Annotated in this window: 16 protein-coding genes; 9 read left to right on the top strand and 7 right to left on the bottom strand. The window is 72.0% G+C overall.

Features of this window, described 5'->3' with window-relative positions; translation table 11 throughout:
* The 3 genes from ACFY30_RS00005 to glgB form a co-directional block, all read left to right on the top strand.
* A partial coding sequence (locus ACFY30_RS00005; protein ID WP_390842923.1) for an alpha-glucosidase C-terminal domain-containing protein occupies positions 1 to 369 on the top strand: 369 nt, incomplete at its 5' end.
* Positions 370 to 456: 87 nt separating this feature from the next.
* Positions 457 to 1,845 (top strand): maltokinase, encoded by a 1,389-nt coding sequence (locus ACFY30_RS00010; RefSeq protein ID WP_390842924.1) that lies wholly within the window; start codon positions 457 to 459, stop codon positions 1,843 to 1,845.
* Between the two features lie 13 nt (positions 1,846 to 1,858).
* Entirely contained in the window at positions 1,859 to 4,261 is a 2,403-nt protein-coding gene (gene glgB, locus ACFY30_RS00015; RefSeq protein ID WP_390842925.1) for a 1,4-alpha-glucan branching enzyme, read from the top strand.
* On the opposite strand, the gene ACFY30_RS00020 is transcribed toward glgB, so the two are convergent.
* From ACFY30_RS00020 to ACFY30_RS00040, 5 genes are all read right to left on the bottom strand, one after another.
* Positions 4,258 to 5,661, bottom strand: a complete 1,404-nt coding sequence (locus tag ACFY30_RS00020) for a cytochrome (protein WP_390842926.1) — start codon at positions 5,659 to 5,661, stop codon at positions 4,258 to 4,260. The two genes, glgB and ACFY30_RS00020, sit on opposite strands and share 4 nt — an antisense overlap.
* A 75-nt stretch (positions 5,662 to 5,736) precedes the next feature.
* Positions 5,737 to 7,968 (bottom strand): HelD family protein, encoded by a 2,232-nt coding sequence (locus ACFY30_RS00025; protein ID WP_390842927.1) that lies wholly within the window; start codon positions 7,966 to 7,968, stop codon positions 5,737 to 5,739.
* Positions 7,969 to 8,135: 167 nt separating this feature from the next.
* Positions 8,136 to 8,468 carry a thioredoxin family protein gene (locus tag ACFY30_RS00030; protein ID WP_390842928.1) on the bottom strand — a complete coding sequence of 111 codons (333 nt, stop codon included), beginning with the start codon at positions 8,466 to 8,468 and terminating at the stop codon, positions 8,136 to 8,138.
* Complete coding sequence (locus ACFY30_RS00035; RefSeq protein WP_390842929.1) at positions 8,465 to 8,878, bottom strand: MerR family transcriptional regulator; 414 nt, start codon at positions 8,876 to 8,878, stop codon at positions 8,465 to 8,467. The genes ACFY30_RS00030 and ACFY30_RS00035 overlap by 4 nt, the downstream gene beginning before the upstream one ends.
* A 29-nt stretch (positions 8,879 to 8,907) precedes the next feature.
* The gene (locus tag ACFY30_RS00040; protein ID WP_390842930.1) at positions 8,908 to 9,417 is read right to left on the bottom strand and encodes an Lrp/AsnC family transcriptional regulator; all 510 of its coding nucleotides are present in this window, start codon (positions 9,415 to 9,417) and stop codon (positions 8,908 to 8,910) included.
* A gap of 45 nt (positions 9,418 to 9,462) precedes the next feature.
* Between ACFY30_RS00040 and ACFY30_RS00045 the strand changes: the two genes are divergently transcribed.
* Together ACFY30_RS00045 and ACFY30_RS00050 are read left to right on the top strand one after the other, a co-directional pair.
* Positions 9,463 to 10,413 carry an NAD-dependent epimerase/dehydratase family protein gene (locus tag ACFY30_RS00045; protein ID WP_390842931.1) on the top strand — a complete coding sequence of 317 codons (951 nt, stop codon included), beginning with the start codon at positions 9,463 to 9,465 and terminating at the stop codon, positions 10,411 to 10,413.
* 1 nt (position 10,414) lies between these two features.
* Positions 10,415 to 11,329 (top strand): aldo/keto reductase, encoded by a 915-nt coding sequence (locus ACFY30_RS00050; RefSeq protein WP_390842933.1) that lies wholly within the window; start codon positions 10,415 to 10,417, stop codon positions 11,327 to 11,329.
* Between the two features lie 207 nt (positions 11,330 to 11,536).
* Here the strand turns inward: ACFY30_RS00050 and ACFY30_RS00055 are convergent, their stop codons facing one another.
* Positions 11,537 to 12,961, bottom strand: a complete 1,425-nt coding sequence (locus ACFY30_RS00055; RefSeq protein ID WP_390843661.1) for a cation:dicarboxylate symporter family transporter — start codon at positions 12,959 to 12,961, stop codon at positions 11,537 to 11,539.
* A 122-nt stretch (positions 12,962 to 13,083) separates the two neighbouring features.
* Between ACFY30_RS00055 and ACFY30_RS00060 the strand changes: the two genes are divergently transcribed.
* Together ACFY30_RS00060 and ACFY30_RS00065 are read left to right on the top strand one after the other, a co-directional pair.
* Entirely contained in the window at positions 13,084 to 14,712 is a 1,629-nt protein-coding gene (locus ACFY30_RS00060; RefSeq protein ID WP_390842934.1) for an ATP-binding protein, read from the top strand.
* A complete protein-coding gene (locus tag ACFY30_RS00065) occupies positions 14,709 to 15,428 on the top strand; it encodes a response regulator (RefSeq protein ID WP_390842935.1) in 720 nt (239 codons plus the stop codon). The genes ACFY30_RS00060 and ACFY30_RS00065 overlap by 4 nt, the downstream gene beginning before the upstream one ends.
* Before the next feature lie 143 nt (positions 15,429 to 15,571).
* Here ACFY30_RS00065 and ACFY30_RS00070 read toward each other — a convergent pair whose 3' ends face one another.
* Entirely contained in the window at positions 15,572 to 16,597 is a 1,026-nt protein-coding gene (locus tag ACFY30_RS00070; protein ID WP_390842936.1) for an ATP-dependent 6-phosphofructokinase, read from the bottom strand.
* Between the two features lie 221 nt (positions 16,598 to 16,818).
* Here ACFY30_RS00070 and pta point away from each other — a divergent pair, with 221 nt between their 5' ends.
* A complete protein-coding gene (gene pta, locus ACFY30_RS00075; RefSeq protein WP_390842937.1) occupies positions 16,819 to 18,909 on the top strand; it encodes a phosphate acetyltransferase in 2,091 nt (696 codons plus the stop codon).
* Positions 18,906 to 20,114, top strand: coding sequence for an acetate kinase (locus tag ACFY30_RS00080; protein WP_390842938.1), 1,209 nt, complete (start codon positions 18,906 to 18,908; stop codon positions 20,112 to 20,114). Before pta ends, ACFY30_RS00080 begins: the two co-directional genes overlap by 4 nt.
* Positions 20,115 to 20,116 lie beyond the last annotated feature (2 nt).

Consider the following 20,116-nt stretch of genomic DNA (forward strand, 5'->3'; position numbering starts at 1 on the left):
GGCTATCAGGTCACCAACGTCGAGGCGTCGATGTCGTCGCCCTCGTCGCTGCTGCACTGGACCCGCCGGATGATCGAGATCCGCAAGCAGAACCCGGCCTTCGGGCTGGGGACGTACACCGAACTGCCGTCCTCCAACCCGGCCGTCCTCGCGTTCCTGCGCGAGTACGAGGACGACCTGGTGCTGTGCGTGCACAACTTCTCGCGTTTCGCCCAGCCCACGGAACTGGATCTGAGCCGGTTCAACGGGCGCTACCCGGTCGAGCTGTTCGGCGGGGTGCGCTTTCCGGCCGTCGGTGAGCTGCCCTATCTGCTCACCCTGGCCGGGCACGGCTTCTACTGGTTCCGGCTCCGCAGGGAAGCCGCCTAGAACTCCGGTGGCGGGGCGGTTTCCCCCGCCCCGCCCGGGGCACGCATCAGTAGCACCCCGACCCCCCGGGGAAAGGAATGTGACGCCATGGCGAAGACTGTCACACGTTCCGGCAGCTCCGGCACGACCAGCCCAGGCCTCCTCGCGTCACTGGACCCGCTGCTGCGGGAGTGGCTGCCCCGGCAGCGGTGGTTCGCCGGCAAGGGGCGGCCGGTCACCGGGTTCTCGCTGGTCGCGGCCACCGAGCTGCTGCCGGCCGGCGCCCGGATCGGCCTCTACCACCTCCTGCTGCGCGCGCACCAGCCGGAAACCCCCGGCGACTGCTACCAGCTGCTGATCGGTGTGCGCGAGGCGCTGCCGCCCCGGCTGGCGCCCGCGCTGATCGGCCATGTGACGGACGGACCGCTGACCGGACGGACCGTGTACGACGCCCTGTACGACACCCGGCCCGCCGAGCTGCTCCTGGAGGCGCTGCGCAGCCGGGCCCGGATCGGCGCCCTGCGCTGCGAACGGGACCCGGCCCAGGAGATCCGGCCGGGACTGGTCCCGCGCCTGATGACCGCCGAGCAGTCGAACTCCTCCGTCGTCTATGGAGATACGTTCATCCTCAAGCTGTTCCGCCGGGTCGCGCCCGGAGTCAATCCCGACCTGGAGCTCCCGCTGGCGCTGGCCCGCGAGGGCTGCCCCCGGGTGCCCGCCCCGACGGCCTGGATGGAGACGTACGTGGAGGAGGGCGACGAGGACGCGTATGTCCTCGGTGTGCTCCAGCCCTATGTCCAGGGCGCGACCGACGGCTGGGAGCTGGCGCTGAGGGAGCTGGCCAAGGGGGAGGACTTCAGCGCCGAGGCGCGGGCGCTGGGGCGGGCCGTTGCCGAGGTGCACGGGGCACTGGCCCGGGCGCTGCCCACGGCGACGCTGGGACCGGCGCAGATACAGCCGATGGTCGACGGCATGGTCGTACGCCTCGACGCGGCGGCGCAGGCGGTTCCGGCGCTGCGGCCGTACGCGCCGGCGCTGCGGACCGCCTTCACCGCGCTCGCCGATCTGGCGGGCGAGGGGCACACCTGGACCGCGCAGCGCATCCACGGCGACCTGCATCTCGGACAGTGCCTGCGGGCGCCGTCCGGGGAGTGGTCGCTGATCGACTTCGAGGGCGAGCCGGCCCGGCCGCCGGCCGAGCGCAGGATGCCGCAGCCCGCGGTGCGGGACGTGGCGGGGATGCTGAGGTCCTTCGACTACGCGGCCCACTCGGCCGACACGCCGGACCCCGGCTGGGCACACGCCTGCCGGGCGGCGTACTGCTCGGGCTACGCCGAGGTGGCGGGCCGCGATCCGCGCACCGATCCCGTCCTGCTGCGGGCCTTCGAGACGGACAAGGCGGTCTACGAGGTCGTCTACGAGGCCCGGCACCGCCCCGACTGGCTGCCCGTCCCGTTGTCCGCGATACACCGCCTCGCCGCACCCGACCTGCCTTGAGGAGGCCCCGCACGTGACTCCCCCGAAGAAGAAGGCCACCGACAGGAAAGCGGCAGCCGAGGAGGCGGCGGCCAAGAAGAAGGCTGCGGTGAAGAAGGCTGCGGTGAAAAAGACGGCGGCGGCCGAGAAGGCCGTGGTCAAGAAGGCTGCGGCCAGAAAGGCGGAGGCGACGGCGACCACCGGGAAGGCGACGGCCGGGAAGCCTTCCGCCGCCCCGCCGGACGTGCCCTTCTCCCCCGCCCCCGACGCCGCCGACCGCGAGCGGCTTCTGCACGGCACCCATCACGACCCGCACTCCGTGCTCGGCGCGCACCCGGTGCCCGGCGGTGTCGTCTTCCGCGCCCTGCGCCCGTACGCGCGGTCGGTCACGGTCGTCGCGGGCGAGCTGCGGGCGGGCCTGCACGACGACGGGGACGGTTTCTTCTCCGGGCTGCTGCCCCTGACGGAGGTCCCGGCCTACCGGCTCCTGGTGGCGTACGAGGACACGACCCTGGAGACGGAGGACGCCTACGGGTTCCTGCCCACCCTGGGCGAACTGGACCTGCACCTGATCGGCGAGGGCCGGCACGAGGAGCTGTGGACGGTACTCGGCGCGCACCCGACGACCCACCAGGGCGTGTCCGGCACCCGGTTCTCGGTGTGGGCGCCGAACGCGCGCGGAGTGCGGGTGGCCGGTTCCTTCAACTTCTGGGACGGCACCGGGTGTCCGATGCGGTCGCTCGGCTCCTCCGGGGTGTGGGAGCTGTTCGTGCCCGGTGTCGGCGAGGGCGAGCTGTACAAGTTCGACATCGCCCGCGCCGACGGCTCGCACACCCTGCGCGCCGACCCGCTGGCCCGGCGCACGGAGGTCCCCCCGGCGACCTCGTCGGTCGTGCACGCCTCGCGGTACGAGTGGGGCGACGAGGAGTGGCTGGCCCGGCGGGCCGGGACACCCGCGCACGAGGCCCCGTTCTCGGTCTACGAGGTCCATCTGCCGTCCTGGCGACCGGGGCTGACGTACCGTCAGCTCGCCGAGCAGCTGCCCGCGTACGTCAGGGACCTCGGCTTCACGCACGTCGAGCTGATGCCGGTCGCCGAGCACCCCTTCGGGGGGTCCTGGGGCTACCAGGTCACCGGCTTCTACGCGCCCACGGCCCGGCTCGGCACCCCGGACGACTTCAAGTTCCTGGTCGACGCGCTGCACCGGGCGGGCATCGGTGTCCTCATGGACTGGGTGCCGGCGCACTTCCCGCGGGACGAGTGGGCGCTGGCCGAGTTCGACGGACGGCCGCTGTACGAGCACGCGGACCCGTTGCGGGCCGCGCACCCCGACTGGGGGACGCTGGAGTTCGACTTCGGGCGGCGCGAGGTGCGCAACTTCCTGGTCGCCAACGCCACCTACTGGTGCGAGGAGTTCCACATCGACGGGCTGCGGGTGGACGCGGTCGCCTCGATGCTCTATCTCGACTACTCGCGCGAGCCGGGCCAGTGGACCCCCAACGAGCACGGCGGACGGGAGAACCTGGACGCGGTGGCGTTCCTGCAGGAGATGAACGCGACCGTGTACCGGCGCAACCCGGGCGTCGTGACGGTCGCGGAGGAGTCGACCGCCTGGGACGGGGTCACCCGGGCCACCCACCACCGCGGCCCGAGCGGCTTCGGCGGGCTCGGTTTCGGGCTGAAGTGGAACATGGGCTGGATGCACGACTCGCTGGAGTACATGAGCCACGAGCCGGTGCACCGCAAGTACCACCACCACGAGATGACCTTCTCGATGGTGTACGCGTACAGCGAGAACTACGTCCTGCCGATCTCCCACGACGAGGTGGTGCACGGCAAGCGCTCACTGGTGTCGAAGATGCCCGGCGACTGGTGGCAGCAGCGCGCCAACCTGCGGGCGTATCTCGGGTTCATGTGGGCCCACCCGGGCAAGCAGCTGCTCTTCATGGGGCAGGAGTTCGCGCAGGGCGCCGAGTGGTCGGAGGCGCACGGGCCCGACTGGTGGCTGCTGGACCCGGCGTACGGCGCCGAGGCCGACCACCGGGGCGTCCGCGACCTGGTGCGCGACCTCAACGCCCACTACCGCTCCTGCCCCGCGCTCTGGCAGCGGGACACCGACCCGGCCGGCTTCCGGTGGGTGGTCGGGGACGCCACCGACGACAACGTCTTCGCCTTCCTCCGCTACGACGCCGAGGGCACCCCGCTCCTGGCCGTCTCCCACCTCTCCCCCGTCGTCCGCCACGACTACCGCCTCGGCGTCCCCGACGACATACCGGCCTGGCACGAGGTCCTCAACACCGATGCCGAGCGCTACGGCGGCAGCGGCGTCGGCGCCCCCGACCCGGTCAAACCGGAACCGCAGGGGTGGCACGGCCGCCCGGCGAGCATCCGGCTGACCCTGCCCCCGCTCGCGACGGTGTGGCTGCGGCCCGCCTAACCGTCCTTCTTCCCGCCGGACATCAGCCGCCGCAGTGCCGCCAGGAGGCCTCTGGCCTGTCCCTCCCCCGGGGGGACGGCCGGGAGCCGGCCGTGGTCGGGACGGCGGAGGGCCGGAGCGTCGTGGCTCAGTTCGTAGCGCACCGGCAGGACCCGCAGGCCGCGCACCACCGGGCCGGAGCGCCAGGGCAACTGGTCGGGGGGAAGGGTGAGTTCGGCCTGGTCGAAGTGGTCGAAGACACGGCCGACGGCGGTGGAGACGATCAGGGAGCCGAGTTCCCGGGCCGCGCTCGGGCACTGGTGGGGGCCGGCGCCCCAGCCGAGGTGGGCCCGGGTGGAGACGGCGGAGCCGACCATGTGGGAGGAGCCGATGGCCAGAAGGTCCTGGTGGGCGGCGGCGCAGGAGGGGGAGACGATGTCGCCCGCGCGGATCCAGAAGCGGCCCAGTCGCACGTCCCGCGCGGCGAACCGGAAGCACATGTTGGCGACGGGAGGGTTGGCGAGGGCGGCCCGGTTGACCGTCTCTCCGAGCTGCCCCGCCGAGAGGCTGCGGCGGACCGTGGCGTTGCCGCGCAGCACCTCGAGCAGGGTGTTGAGGACCATGTTGCCGGTGATGTCGTTGAGGTAGACGGCGTTCATGAACAGCTCCCGGCCGAGCTGGTCGTCGGTGAGGTCGGGGTCGGCCAGCAGCAGGTACGAGGTGAGGTCGTCGCCGGGGCGGGCCCGCCGGTGGGCGGCCAGGCGGGTGAAGGCGGCCAGCGCCCGGCCCGTGGCGGGGCCCGCGTCGGGGCCGCCGTCCAGCATCCGCCACAGGTCCATGACCAGTTCGTCGCCGAGTTCGACCGGGCAGCCGAACAGCTTGGTGGTGACCATCAGCAGCAGGGGCCGGGTGTACTGCGCGCCGAGGTCGGCGAAGCCGGTGCGGCCCGACTCGGCGGCGAGCAGGGCGACCAGTTCGTCGGCGTAGCGGGCGACGGCCGAGCGCAGTTCCCACCCCTCGGGGCTCCTGGCGTCCTGGAAGGGGCGCAGGGCGGTGTGGTGGGTGCGGCGGGCGGCCCGGTGCTCCTCGTCGTCCATGAACATCGTCTGGCGGACCTCGTAGCCCGCGAGCAGCGGCCAGTCGGGCGGCAGCCCGCCCTGGGCCCGGGCCCGCCAGTGCCGTACGTCCCGCCGCCACTGGCTCTCGTTCTTCAGGACCTCCAGCACCTCCCGGTAGTCCAGGACGAGCCACACCGGTACGCCCATGAGGCCGACGGGCGCCACCGGACCGTACGCGGCGCGCAGCCTCCGGTACACCGCGCCGGGGTCGGCGTCGAACTCCGCGGTGAGCAGCGGCTGGACGGACAGCGAGCCGAGGGCGGGGCTGTCGGCCGGTGCGAGGGCGTGGGGCTGCGCTTCCATACGGCAACGCTTACCGCACCGGCCGTGCACGCGCAGTGATCACGGCACGAACTGTTACGTCTTGGTGATCCCGCGTTACGCCAGCGCTGTCACCAGCGCCTTCGGCAGCTCCTTGGTATGGACCACACCGAGCCGCTGGGTGGCCCGGGTGAGGGCGACGTACAGGTCGCTGGTGCCGTACCCGGCGGGTTCCACCACGAGCACGGAGTCGAACTCCAGCCCCTTGGCCTGGCGCGGGTCCAGCAGGACGACGGTGCGGGTCAGGTCCGGCTCCGCGCCCGCCGTCACGCCGTCCAGCCGGGCGGCGATCCCGCGGTGCAGCTCGCGCGGGGCGATCACCGCCAGCCGGCCCTCGGCGGGGGTGAGCTCCGCCACGGCCTCGGCGACGGCCGACGGCAGGTCGTCGGCGGCGCGGGCCCAGGGCCGTACCCCGGTGGAACGGACCGAGGCCGGCGGCTCGAAGCCGGGGTCCTCCGCGCGGACGACCGCCGCCGCGACCTCCATGATCTCGGCCGGGGTGCGGTAGTTGACGCCGAGGCGGGTGTGCTCCCAGCGGTCCTCCACGTACGGCTGGAGGATCTCCGCCCACGATCCGACGCCGGCCGCCTCCGCCGTCTGGGCCGGGTCGCCGACCAGGGTCATCGAGCGGGTCGGGCTGCGCCGCATCAGCAGCCGCCACGCCATCGGGGACAGCTCCTGCGCCTCGTCGACGATGATGTGGCCGAACGCCCAGGTCCGGTCGGCGGCCGCGCGCTCGGCGGCGCTGCGGTGGTCGTCCTCCTCGTGCCGCTCGGCGAACCGCTCGGCGTCGATGATGTCGTGCGCGGACAGCACCTCGCTGGCATCCCGGTCGCCGTCCTCCTTGTCCTCGAACTCGTAGGTGCGCGAGGCGTAGGAGACGTCCAGCACGCCCTGGGCGTAGGCGATCCGGGTCTCCCGTTCCCGCTCCGCCCGGACCCGCGCCACCCGGTCGTCCTCGCCGAGGAGTTCGGCGGCCTCGTCGAGCAGCGGGACGTCCGCCACGGTCCACGCCCGGGTGACCGGGCGGCGGATGGCGTCCGCGTCCGCGTCGCCGACGTACCCCTCGGGGCCGGCGAGGAAGTCGGCGACCAGCCGCTGCGGGGTGATCCTCGGCCACAGCCGGTCGACGGCGGACCAGACCTCCGGGTTCTCGGCGAGTTCGTCACGGATCTGGGTGATGTCGCTCGGGTCGAGGAGGCTGGAGCCGTCGTAGGGATCGGTGCCGACGCGCTCGGCGTACAGCTCGGTGAGGGTGTTGAGGATGTGGCCCTCGAAGTGCTCGCGGGCCGCGTTGTGCGGCAGTTTCGCGGCCCGGGTGCGCTCGCGGGCGACGCCGACGAGACCGTCGTCGAGCATGAGGATCTCGCGGTCGTGCTCGACGGCGATCACCGGGTCGGGCAGCGCCTGCCGGTCGCGTACGACGGCGGCGAGGGCGTCGGCCATGCCGGCGCGGCCCTTGACGGCGGCCGCCTCGGGGGTGTCCCTGGCCGTCGCCCGCACGCCGGGGTAGAGCTCGCCGACCGTCGCGAGGAGCACGCCGGTCTCGCCGAGCGAGGGCAGCACCTCGCCGATGTAGCCGAGGAAGGCGGGGTTGGGGCCGACGATGAGGACGGCGCGCTTGGCGAGGAGCTCGCGGTGTTCGTAGAGGAGGTAGGCGGCGCGGTGCAGGGCGACGGCGGTCTTGCCGGTGCCGGGCCCGCCCTCCACGACCAGCACGCCCCGGTGGGGCGCGCGGATGATCTCGTCCTGCTCGGCCTGGATGGTCTGCACGATGTCGTTCATGCGGCCGGTGCGCGCGGAGGTGAGCGCGGCGAGCAGGACGGCGTCGCCGGTCGGGTCCTCGTGGCCGGTCCTCTCCTTGTCGCCGAGGTCGAGGATCTCGTCGTGCAGGGCGGTGACCCTGCGGCCCTCGGTGGTCAGGTGCCGGCGGCGGCGCAGGCCCAGCGGGGTGTGGCCGGTGGCCAGGTAGAAGGGCCGGGCCACGTCGGCCCGCCAGTCGATGAGGACCGGGGTGCGCTCGGCGTCGTCGGTGCGCAGCCCGATCCGGCCGATGTGGTGGCTGACGCCGGTGGTGAGGTCGATCCGGCCGAAGCAGAGGGAGCCGTCCACGGCGTTCAGCGCGGCCAGCAGGCCTGAGCGTTCGGCGACGAGGATGTCCCGCTCCAGGCGGGCCTGCCTGGGTGTGTGGCCCTGGGCGAGCGCGTCCGTGACGGAGGTCTCGGTGTCGCCGCGCAGACGGTCGACCCGGGCGTACAGGTCGTCGATGAATTCCTGTTCACGCCGCAATTCACTGTCTGGAAAGTCGGTGTTTGACAATTCCACTCCCGCCCGGATATACTCTGCTCACTGAACTTATTTGCGACCCCATTCTCCTGAAGTCGCGAATCATCGAATATACGCAAAGAAATCCCCCGGGCGCAATTGCCCGGGGGATTTCTTCTGTTCGGCAGGGATCACAGCACGTCGGACAGCTCCTCCAGGAGCCGGCGCCTGGGCCGGGCCCCCACCATCGCCTTCACCGGCTCACCGGCCCGGAACACCATGAACGTCGGCATCGACAGCACCTTGTAGGCGTTGGTCGTCTCCGGATTGGTGTCCACGTCCAGCTGCACCACCTTCAGCCGCCCGCCCTCCTGCGCGGCGAGCGCGCTCAGCACCGGCCCCATCTGCCGGCACGGCGGGCACCAGTCGGCGGTGAACTCCACGAGCACCGGCAGCTCCGCCCCGAGCACCTCCGCCCCGAAGTCCGCGTCCGTCACCTCGGTCACCCCGTCCGCCTTGATCACCGTTCCTGCCCTCCCAGCTCGCATCCGGGTTCCGGGCTCCCCGGAACCAGCGCCCCGGCGGCCAGCTCGGCCCGCACCAGTTGCCCGGCGACCTGCTCCCGCACCGCCCGCAGCTCCCCGATGAGCGCGTCCAGCTCGTCCAGCTTGCGCCGGTAGACCGCGAGCGACGCCGGGCACGAGTCGCCCTCGGGGTGACCGGCCCGCAGACACTCCAGGAACGGCCGCGTCTCCTCCAGGTCGAACCCGAAGTCCTGCAGCGTCCTGATCTGGCGCAGCAGCTTCAGATCGTCCTCGTCGTACGTCCGGTACCCGTTCTCACCGCGCCGCGCGGGCAGCAGCCCCCGCGACTCGTAGTACCGCAGCGTCCGCGTGGTGGTCCCGGCCCGTGCGGCCAGCTCGCCGATTCGCATGCGTACGAACGTACGGCTTGACGCCGACGTCAAGGCAAGAGCGGTTTCCGCTCCACGGGTGAGGTGAGCACGATGGAGGTCGTCGTGCGCCCCAGGGCGGAGATCTCCTCCAGCACCTCCTCCAGGTGGACGGTGTCCCTGACGGCGGTCTTGAGGATCCAGCAGTCCTCACCGACCACGTGGTGCACCTCGGTGATCTCGGGGCGCTCCATCAGCTCCAGGGCCCTCGGGTGCTTCAGGCTGTAGCCGCCGTGCGGGTTGACCCGGACGAAGGCCTGGATGCCGTAGCCGAGGCGGGACGGGGAGACCTGGGCGCTGTACCCGGTGACGACGCCCGCCGCCTCCAGCCGGCGCACCCGTTCGGTGACGGCCGCCGGGCTGAGCCGGACCCTGCGCCCCAGCTCGCTGAGTTTGATCCGGCCGTCGGTCTGCAGGAGCTGAAGGATCTGCCGGTCCAGCGCGTCGAGGCTCACCGACGTTTCGCCGGTGGCGGCTCGCAGATGCCGAGGTTCTTTCGGTATGCCTGCCTGAACTCCCATGGTTCCCCCTTCAGAACGTGCCGGCCGGCCAGGAGAATTATGGCCATGGAACAGGAACGAGGGGCAACGCCGCGAGAAGTCCTGGTCATCGGCGGCAACCGCTATGCCGGCAAACGGCTCGTCGGGCGTCTGCTGGCCGCCGGGGACCGGGTGACGGTACTGAACCGCGGCTCGTCGGCCCCGCCGCCGGGCGCACTCCACCTCGTCGCCGACCGCGACGACGAGACGTCCCTGAGGAGCGCCCTCGGCTCCCGCGCCTTCGACGTCGTCGTCGACCAGGTCTGCTACACCCCGCGCCAGGCGGCCGTCGCCCGCCGGGTGTTCACCGGCCGCACCCGCCGGTACGTGATGACGTCGACGGTCGAGGTGTACGAGTTCGAGGACTCGATCGCGCCGGTGCGGGAGACGGACGTCGATCCGCGGACCGTGGTGGTGGACCTGGAACTCCCCTGGGACGACCCGGAGTTCCTCGACACCCACTACGGCGAGGGCAAGCGTCAGGCGGAGGCGGTGTTCGCCGCCGGGCCGCCCTTCCCGTACACCGCCGTCCGCGTCGCCCATGTCCTGGGCGGGGACGACGACTTCACCGGCCGCCTGGAGCACTACGCCTCCCGCATCCGCGCCGGCGAGCCGGTCACCGTGCCGGCGGTGAACCACCCGGCGACGTACATCCATGTCGAGGAGATCGCCGACTTCCTGTTCTGGGCGGCGGGCGAGGAGTTCACCGGCCCGGTCAACGCGGCCTCCCACGCCCCGCTGACCACGGAAGAGCTGTGCGAAGCGGTGGCCGCGCAGCTGGGGGAGGGCGGGATCCTCTACCGGCAGGTCGAGGTCGGCGAAGTGTCGCCGTTCTCCTTCCGCCGCTTCTACGGCATGGACAACTCCCTCGCCGTGCGGCTCGGGTTCACCTTCGGCAACGCACGGCGATGGCTCCCTCGGGCGGTGGCGGAGACCCTCGGGACGGCCGTCCCGGCGACGGTGGGAAGGGGGGTCTGACATGCGGTACCGCCCCCTCGGCGATCTGCGGGTGAGCGCGATCGGGCTCGGTGCGATGCCGTTGTCCGTCGAGGGCCGCCCCGACGAGACCCGCGCCCTGGCCACGGTCCACGCGGCGCTGGACGCGGGCGTGACCCTGCTGGACACCGCCGACTCCTACCACCTGCCGGGCGAGGACCCCGGTCACAACGAACGTCTGCTGGCCCGCGCGCTCGCGTCCTACGGCGGTGACACCGACGGTGTGCTGGTGGCGACGAAGGGCGGGCGGGGCAGACCTGCCGGGACCGACTGGACGGTGAACGGCGACCCCCGGCACCTGAAGGCGGCGGCGGAGGCCTCCCTGCGGCGGCTCGGCGTCGAGGCGATCGGCCTCTACCAGCTGCACAAGCCGGACCCGGCGGTCCCCTTCGAGGACTCGGTGGGCGCGCTGCGGGACCTGCTGGACGAGGGGAAGATCCGGCTGGCCGGTGTCTCCAACACGGACGCCGGCCAGATCCGCCGGGCCCGGGCCGTCCTCGGCGACCGGCTGGTCTGCGTGCAGAACCGCTACTCCCCGGCCGTCGGTGACAGCGAGCCCGAGGTGCGGCTGGCGGCCGAGCTGGGGCTGGCGTTCCTGCCGTGGAGCCCGCTCGGGGGTCTTGCCCGCAGCCCCCTGGACGGGCCTGCCCGGCCGGGGGAGGCGGACGAGCGGCGCCTCGGCGCGTTCCACGAGGTCGCCCGGGAGCGGGGCGTCAGCCCGCAGCAGGTCTGTCTCGCCTGGCTGCTGGCCCTCTCCCCCACCGTGATCCCCATCCCGGGCGCCAGCCGGCCGGAGACGGTGCGGGACTCGGCCGGAGCGGCCGACCTCGTCCTGGACGGCGACGAGCTGCGGCGTCTGGCGGCGGCGGCCCGGGAGGAGCGGGCACGGCGCACATGAGCGCCTCCGCCCCCGACCGGCGGGGTCCCGGCCGCCGCTCCACGCCCCCTGCGGCCGGTCCCGCCGCGAGGAGGCCGCCGTCGGAAGAACAGAAAAGGACCGGGCGGCTGAGCTACGGGGAGCACTCAGCCGCCCGGATCCCTGGCCGGGTGTCCGGCCCCGGTTCAGGCGGGGCCGGGCACCCGGGGTCTCTCGGTGCCGGACGGGTCAGGCCTTGGCGAGTTCCTTCTCGCCCTCCTCGCGCGGCTCGGGCACGTCGCCGCCGGTGACGGGCTCGCCCTCGTCGAGCAGCGTCTTCTCGTCGAAGGGCAGCTCGCCCGCCAGCACCTGCCGGACGCGGGCCCTGTCGATCTCCTTGGTCCAGGTGCCCACCAGGACGGTGGCGACCGCGTTGCCCGCGAAGTTCGTCAGGGCGCGGGCCTCGCTCATGAAGCGGTCGATGCCGACGATCAGGCCGACGCCGTCCACCAGGGCGGGCTTGTGGGACTGCAGACCGCCGGCCAGCGTGGCCAGACCGGCGCCGCTGACGCCCGCCGCGCCCTTGGAGGCCAGCAGCAGGAAGAGCAGCAGCGGGATCTGCTCGCCGATCGACATCGGCGTGCCGAGGGCGTCGGCGATGTAGAGGGACGCCATGGTCATGTAGATCATGGTGCCGTCGAGGTTGAAGGAGTAGCCGGTCGGGACGGTGATGCCGACGACGGGCTTGCTGACGCCCAGGTGCTCCATCTTCGCGATGAGGCGCGGCAGCGCGGACTCGGAGGAGGAGGTGGACAGGATCAGCAGGAACTCACGGGCCAGGTACTTGAAGAGCGTGAGGATGTTCAGCCCGGCCACGATGCGCAGCAGCGCGGCGAGCACGATGAAGACGAACAGGAAGCAGGTCACGTAGAAGCCGAGCATCAGCACCGCGAGGCTCTTGAGCGCGTCCACGCCGGCCGAGCCGACCACCGCGGCGATGGCGCCGAAGGCACCGATCGGGGCGGCCCACATCACCATGGCGAGGATGCGGAAGACGAGCCGCTGGATGTGCTCGATGCCGCGCAGCACCGGCTGGCCGACGCTGCCCATGGCCTGCAGGGCGAAGCCGGCGAGCAGGGCGACCAGGAGGGTCTGCAGGACCTGGCCCTCGGTGAAGGCGGAGAGGAAGGTCGTCGGGATGATCGACAGGACGAACTCGACCGGCGGCAGCGCCTCGTCGGAGACCTGGTCGTGGCCGGTGGCCTTGATCGCTTCGGTCAGGTGCAGTCCGTCACCGGGGTGCAGGATGTTGCCGACGACGAGGCCGATGCTCAGCGCGACCAGGGACATCACCAGGAAGTAGCCGAGCGCGATACCGCCCACGGCGCCGACCTTGGCGGCCTTTCGCACCGAGCCGATCCCGAGCACGATCGTGCAGAAGATGATCGGCGAGATCATCATCTTGATCAGGTTGACGAAGCCGGTGCCCAGGGGCTTGAGCTCGACGCCGAGGTCGGGCCAGATCAGACCGACGGCGATGCCGAGCGCCACCGCGGCGATGACGGCGATGTAGAGATAGTGGGTGCGGTCCCGCTTCCCAGCGGGTGCGGCAGGTGCCGTATTCGGGGTGCTGCTGGTGGCCACGGCTGCCCTCCTTGACGTCTTCGTCGGCATCACCGGCGTGCGGCTCACGTCCGGGGAGATATGGGGAATGCGGTGACTATCTCCCGGGCTGTGAGGGCGGTCACCCTTGTGTTCATTTAGTTCGCGCTTAACCCGGGAGGCACACTGACGACATGCGCCTCCCCGTCCGTGTGCCGAGACCCCGCAGCCTGGCCGGCCAGCTGTTCGCCATGCAGGCCGTGCTGATCGCGGTCGTCGTCGCCGGATACGCGCTGTTCACCTACGTCAGCGACCGCAGCCAGGCCGAGGAGGCGGCGAGCCGCCAGGCCACCGCGGTGGCCCGCTCGGTGGCCGACTCCCCGTCCGTCCGGGAGGCGATCGGCACCGCGAACCCCACGGCCGAGCTCCAGCCCTACGCCCTGCGCGTCATGCGGGACACCGAGGTCGACTTCGTCACGATCATGAACCCCGACGGCATCCGCTGGACCCACCCCGTGGAGTCGGAGATAGGCCAGAGGTTCCGCGGTCACATAGCCCGCGCCCTGAAGGGCGAGTCCTTCACCGAGACGTACACCGGCACCCTCGGACCGTCGGTCCGCGCGGTCACCCCCATCGAGGACGAGAACGACCGGATCATCGGCCTGGTCAGCGCCGGCATCAAGGTCGAGGCGATCAGCAAGCGGGTGCAGGACCAGGTCACGGCCCTGCTGGGGGTGGCGGCCGGCGCACTCGTCCTGGGCGCCGTGGGCACCTACGTCGTCAACGCGCGGCTGCGCCGCCACACCCACGGCATGAACGCGACCGAGCTGAGCCGGATGCACGACTACCACCAGGCGGCACTGCACGCGGTGCGCGAGGGACTGCTGATGCTCGACGGGCAGTACCGGGTGGCACTGATCAACGACGGCGGGCGGGAGCTGCTGGGGGTGTCCGGGGAGGTGGTGGGGACGTCGGTGGCGGAGCTGGGCCTCCCGGCCCCGCTGACGGGTGCGCTGCTGGCCTCCGAGCCCCGGGTGGACGAGGTGCACCTGACGGCGGACCGGGTGCTGGTGGTGAACACCTCGCCGGTGTCCGGCGGCGAGCGCCGCGGCACCGTGGTGACCCTCCGGGACGTGACCGAACTCCAGTCACTGATGGGCGAGTTGGACTCTGAGCGGGGTTTCACCCAGGCGCTGCGGTCGCAGGCGCACGAGGCGGCCAACCGCCTGCACACCGTGGTCTCGCTGATCGAGCTGGGCCGCGCGGACGAGGCGGTCGACTTCGCCACGGCGGAGCTGGAGCTGGCCCAGGCGCTGACCGACCAGGTGGTGGCGGCGGTGAGCGAGCCGGTGCTGGCGGCCCTGCTGCTGGGCAAGACGGCCCAGGCGAACGAGCGGGGTGTGGAACTGGTCGTCTCGCAGGACAGCGGCCTGGACGACGGCCTGCTCCCGCGGTCGTTGCCGGCCCGGGACCTGGTCACCATCCTCGGCAACCTCATCGACAACGCGGTGGACGCGGCGCAGGGCGGCGTACGGGCGCGGGTCACGGTGACCGCGTGCACGCAGGGGGACGAGTTGCTCCTGAGGGTGGCGGACACGGGCGCGGGGGTGGATCCTGCCCACGCCTCCCTGGTCTTCGAGCGCGGCTTCTCGACGAAGCCGTCGGGCCCCGGAGGGCGTGGTCTTGGTCTGGCCCTGGTCCGGCAGGCCGTGCACCGGCACGAGGGGACGCTGTCGGTGGCGGAGGCCGAAGGGGGCGGGGCGGAGTTCGTGGTGCGGCTGCCGTTGCGGCGGGTGACGGCGGCCCCAGGAGGCGAGGGATGACGCAAGTGTCGCAAGAGCCGGGCGGTACGCCCATCAGAGTGCTGGTCGTCGAGGACGATCCGGTGGCCGCGGACGCGCATGTCATGTACGTCGGCCGGGTGCCGGGTTTCGTCGCGGTCGGGAAGGCGCACACGGGTGCGGAGGCACGGCGGCTGCTGGACCGTACGCCGGTGGACCTGCTGCTGCTGGACCTGCACCTGCCGGACGCGCACGGGCTGCAACTGGCCCGGTCCCTGCGGGCGGCGGGCTATCACGCGGACGTCATCGCGGTGACGTCGGCCCGCGATCTGACGGTGGTCCGGGAGGGGGTGTCGCTGGGGGTCGTGCAGTACGTGCTGAAACCGTTCACCTTCGCGACGCTGCGGGACCGGCTGGTGCGGTACGCGGAGTTCCGGGGGGCGGCCGGTGAGGCAAGCGGCCAGGACGAGGTCGACCGGGCGCTGGCGGCGCTGCGCGCCCCGGGGCCCGCGGCGCTGCCCAAGGGGCTGAGCGCGCCGACCCTGGAACGGGTGACGGAGGCCGTGCGGGAGGCGGCGGAGGGGCTGACCGCCGCGGGGGTGGCCGAGGCGGTGGGGATCTCCCGGATCACCGCCCGGCGGTATCTGGAGCATCTGGTGGAGGCGGGGCGCGCCGAGCGCAAGCCGCTGTACGGGCAGGTGGGCAGGCCGGAGTTGGTCTACCGGTGGGTGAAGGGGGCCGCGGGGAAGGGGCGGTGACGGCTCCACGAACCGCACCGCCCGCCCCGGACGGCCTCCCGGCGAACGCACGGGAGACCGGACTGGGTGCGGGCCGGACGGCGAGGCACGGCCACCAGACGTCGGTCCACGGGCCACGCGCCAGGCGCCGCGGGAAGACCGGTCTAGAAGACCGACTCCGCCTCGTCCATGCGGTCCTTGGGCACCGTCTTCAGTTCGGTCACCGCGTCCGCCAGCGGCACCATCAGGACCTCGGTGCCCCGCAGCGCGGTCATCATCCCGAACTCGCCCCGGTGCGCCGCCTCCACCGCGTGCCAGCCGAACCGGGTGGCGAGGACACGGTCGTACGCGGTCGGCACGCCACCGCGCTGCACATGCCCGAGGATGACCGGCCGGGCCTCCTTGCCGAGCCGCTTCTCCAGCTCGTACGCGAGGGCCGTGCCGATGCCCTGGAAGCGCTCGTGGCCGAACTTGTCGATCGCGCCCTTGCCGTAGTCCATCGTGCCGTCGGCGGGGTGGGCGCCCTCCGCCACGCAGATCACCGCGAACTTCTTGCCGCGCGCGAAGCGCTCCTCGACCATCTTCACCAGGTCGGCGGGGTCGAAGGGCCGCTCGGGGAGGCAGATGCCGTGCGCGCCCGCCGCCATCCCGCTCTCCAGCGCGATCCAGCCCGCGTGCCGGCCCATGACCTCGACGACCATGACCCGCTGGTGCGACTCGGCGGTGGTCTTCAGGCGGTCCATGGCCTCGGTCGCGACGCCCACCGCCGTGTCGAAGCCGAACGTGCGGTCCGTCGAGGAGATGTCGTTGTCGATCGTCTTCGGGACGCCGACCACGGGCAGCCCGGCGTCCGACAGCATCCGCGCCGCCGTCAGGGTGCCCTCGCCGCCGATCGGGATCAGGGCGTCGATGCCGAAGTCGTGGATCATGTCCGAGGCGCTCTCGCAGGCCTCGCGCAGCCGGTCCCGCTCCAGTCGCGACGAGCCGAGGATCGTGCCGCCGCGGGCGAGGATTCCGCTCACCGCGTTGAGGTCGAGGGAACGGTAACGGCCGTCCAGGAGGCCCGCGTAGCCGTCGACGAAGCCGATGACCTCGTCCCCGTAGTTGTCGACCGCGCGGTGCACCACCGACCGGATCACTGCGTTCAGGCCGGGGCAGTCGCCGCCTGCGGTGAGAACTCCGATGCGCATCGTGCTGTGTCTCCTGCTCGCTGTGGATGCCGGTGAGCCAGGTCCGATTGTTTCACGACGCCCAGGGCACTGTCTCTTGACGGGCGCCTTATCCGCGCGCAGGGGTATTGTCAAGGGGGTTCTGCTCACCTAGGTGGGCGATTTTTATGACCCCAGAATGACCTCAGCAGTGATCCGGCAGTGCCCTCGAACGAACGACCCACACGAAACGGAGTGCTCGCGTGACCCGCAGCGTGTACGTGACCGGTATCGACCGCGGCGACGGCCGCCAGGTCGTCGAGCTGGGCGTCATGGAGCTTCTGACCCGACAGGTCGACCGGGTGGGCGTCTTCCGCCCGCTCGTCCACGACGGCCCCGACCGGCTGTTCGAGCTGCTGCGGGCCCGCTACCGGCTGGCACAGGACCCGGCGACCGTCTACGGCATGGACTACCACGAGGCGTCCGCCCTCCAGGCCGAGCAGGGCGCGGACGAACTGGTCTCCACCCTCGTCGAGCGGTTCCACCGGGTGGCCCGGGACTACGACGTCGTCCTCGTCCTCGGGACCGACTACGCGGACACGCAGTTCCCGGACGAGCTGGCACTCAACGCCCGCCTCGCCAACGAGTTCGGCGCCTCCGTGATCCCCGTCGTCGGCGGCCGCAAGCAGACCGCGGCATCCGTGCGCGCCGAGACCCGCAACGCCTACCGCGCCTACGAGGGCCTCGGCTGTGACGTCCTCGCCATGATCATCAACCGCGTGGCCCGCGAGGACCGGGAGGAGATCGCCGAGCGGCTCGCCACGCGCCTGCCCGTCCCCTGCTACGTCCTTCCCGACGAGCCCGCCCTGTCCGCCCCCACCGTCTCGCAGGTCAGCCACGCCCTCGGCGCCAAGGTGCTGCTCGGCGACGACTCGGGGCTCGCCCGGGACGCGCTCGGCTTCGTCTTCGGCGGCGCGATGATGCCGAACTTCCTCAACGCGCTGACCCCCGGCTGTCTGGTCGTCACCCCGGGCGACCGGGCCGACCTGGTCATCGGCTCGCTCGCCGCGCACAGCGCGGGCACCCCGCCGATCGCCGGCGTGGTGCTCACCCTGAACGAGGTCCCCAGCGACGAGATCCTCACCCTGGCCGCCCGGCTCGCCCCGGGCACGCCGGTCATCTCGGTGCCGGGACTCAGCTTCCCCACGGCCGAGCAGCTGTTCGCCCTGGAGGGCAAGCTCAACGCGGCGACCCCGCGCAAGGCCGAGACGGCGCTCGGTCTGTTCGAGCGGCATGTCGACACCGCCGAGCTGCTCCGCCGGGTCTCCGCGCCGAGCAGCGACCGCCTCACGCCGATGATGTTCGAGCACAAGCTGCTGGAACAGGCCCGCGCCGACAAGCGCCGGGTCGTCCTCCCCGAGGGGACCGAGGAGCGGGTGCTGCACGCCGCCGAGGTCCTGCTCCGCCGGGGGGTGTGCGACCTCATCCTCCTCGGCCCGGTCGACCAGATCCGCAAGAAGGCCGCCGATCTCGGCATCGACCTGGGCGACTGCCGGCTGATCGACCCGGCGACCAGCGAGCTGCGCGACGCCTTCGCCGAGAAGTACGCCCGCTTCCGCGCCCACAAGGGCGTCACCGTCGAGCTGGCGTACGACGTCGTCTCCGACGTGAACTACTTCGGCACGCTCATGGTCGAGGAGGGGCTCGCCGACGGCATGGTCTCCGGGTCCGTGCACTCCACGGCCGCCACCATCCGGCCGGCCTTCGAGATCATCAAGACCAAGCCGGACGCCTCGATCGTGTCGTCCGTGTTCTTCATGTGCCTCGCCGACAAGGTCCTCGTCTACGGCGACTGCGCGGTGAACCCCGACCCGAACGCCGAGCAGCTCGCCGACATCGCCGTCCAGTCGGCCGCCACCGCCGCCCGGTTCGGCGTGGAGCCGCGGATCGCGATGCTGTCGTACTCGACCGGTACGTCCGGCTCGGGCGCCGACGTCGACAAGGTGCGGGAGGCTACCGAGCTGGTACGGCGGAGCCGTCCCGATCTCAAGATCGAGGGGCCCATCCAGTACGACGCCGCCGTCGAGCCGACCGTCGCCGCCACCAAGCTGCCGGGCTCCGAAGTCGCGGGGCAGGCCAGCGTGTTGATCTTCCCGGACCTCAACACCGGCAACAACACCTACAAGGCCGTGCAGCGTTCCGCGGGCGCGATCGCCGTCGGGCCGGTGCTGCAGGGCCTGCGCAAGCCGGTCAACGACCTGTCCCGGGGCGCCCTCGTCCAGGACATCGTGAACACCGTCGCCATCACCGCCATCCAGGCCCAGACCCCGATCGAGAAGGCAACCGCCCAGTGACCGCCACCCGCGTCCTCGTCCTCAACTCCGGCTCCTCGTCGGTGAAGTACCAGCTGCTCGACATGCGCGACAGCAGCCGGCTGGCCTCGGGGCTCGTCGAGCGCATCGGTGAGCAGTCCTCGCGGCTGAAGCACACGCCGCTGGCCACGGGCGGCCCGGCCCGGGAGTGGACCGGGTCGATCGCCGACCACGACGCCGCGCTGAAGGCCGTGGCCGCCGAACTCGCCCAGGACGGGCTCGGGCTGGACTCCCCCGAACTCGCCGCCGTCGGACACCGTGTCGTGCACGGCGGAAAGCACTTCACCGCGCCGACCGTCATCGACGACACCGTCCTCGCCGAGATCGAGCGGCTGATCCCGGTCGCGCCGCTGCACAACCCGGCCAACCTCACCGGGATCCGCACCGCGCGGGCGCTGCGGCCCGACCTGCCCCAGGTCGCCGTGTTCGACACCGCCTTCCACACGACGATGCCGGAGTCCGCCGCCCGCTACGCGATCGACGTCGAGACCGCGGACGCGCACCGGGTCCGGCGGTACGGGTTCCACGGGACCTCGCACGCGTACGTCTCCCGCGCGACGGCAAAGCTGCTCGGCAGGGCACCCGAAGAGGTGAACGTCATCGTGATGCACCTCGGCAACGGGGCCTCCGCCTCCGCCGTGCGTGGCGGCCGGTGCGTGGACACCTCGATGGGGCTGACCCCCTTGGAGGGGCTCGTGATGGGTACGCGGTCCGGAGACACCGATCCGGCCGTCATCTTCCATTTGGCGCGCGTTGGGGGAATGTCCATCGACGAAATCGACACTCTTCTCAACAAGAAGAGCGGGCTCGTCGGACTGTGCGGTGACAACGACATGCGGGAGATCCGGCGCCGGATCGACGAGGGTGACGCACAGGCGAAGCTCGCCTTCGACATCTACATTCACCGTCTGAAGAAGTACATCGGCGCCTATTACGCCGTACTCGGCCGGGTGGACGCGGTCGTGTTCACCGCGGGAGTCGGCGAGAACGCGGCCGAGGTGCGCGCGGCGGCCGTCGCGGGCCTGGAGACCCTGGGCCTGGCGGTGGACGGCGGGCTGAACGCCGTACGCGGCGACGAGCCCCGGCTGATCTCGCCCGGGGACGCCCGGGTGGCGGTCGCCGTGGTGCCGACGGACGAGGAACTCGAGATCGCGACACAGACCTACGCATTGGTCGGGCGGTATTGATG

It is taken from the genome of Streptomyces sp. NPDC000345, assembly GCF_042898825.1.
In the GTDB taxonomy this organism is placed as follows: domain Bacteria; phylum Actinomycetota; class Actinomycetes; order Streptomycetales; family Streptomycetaceae; genus Streptomyces.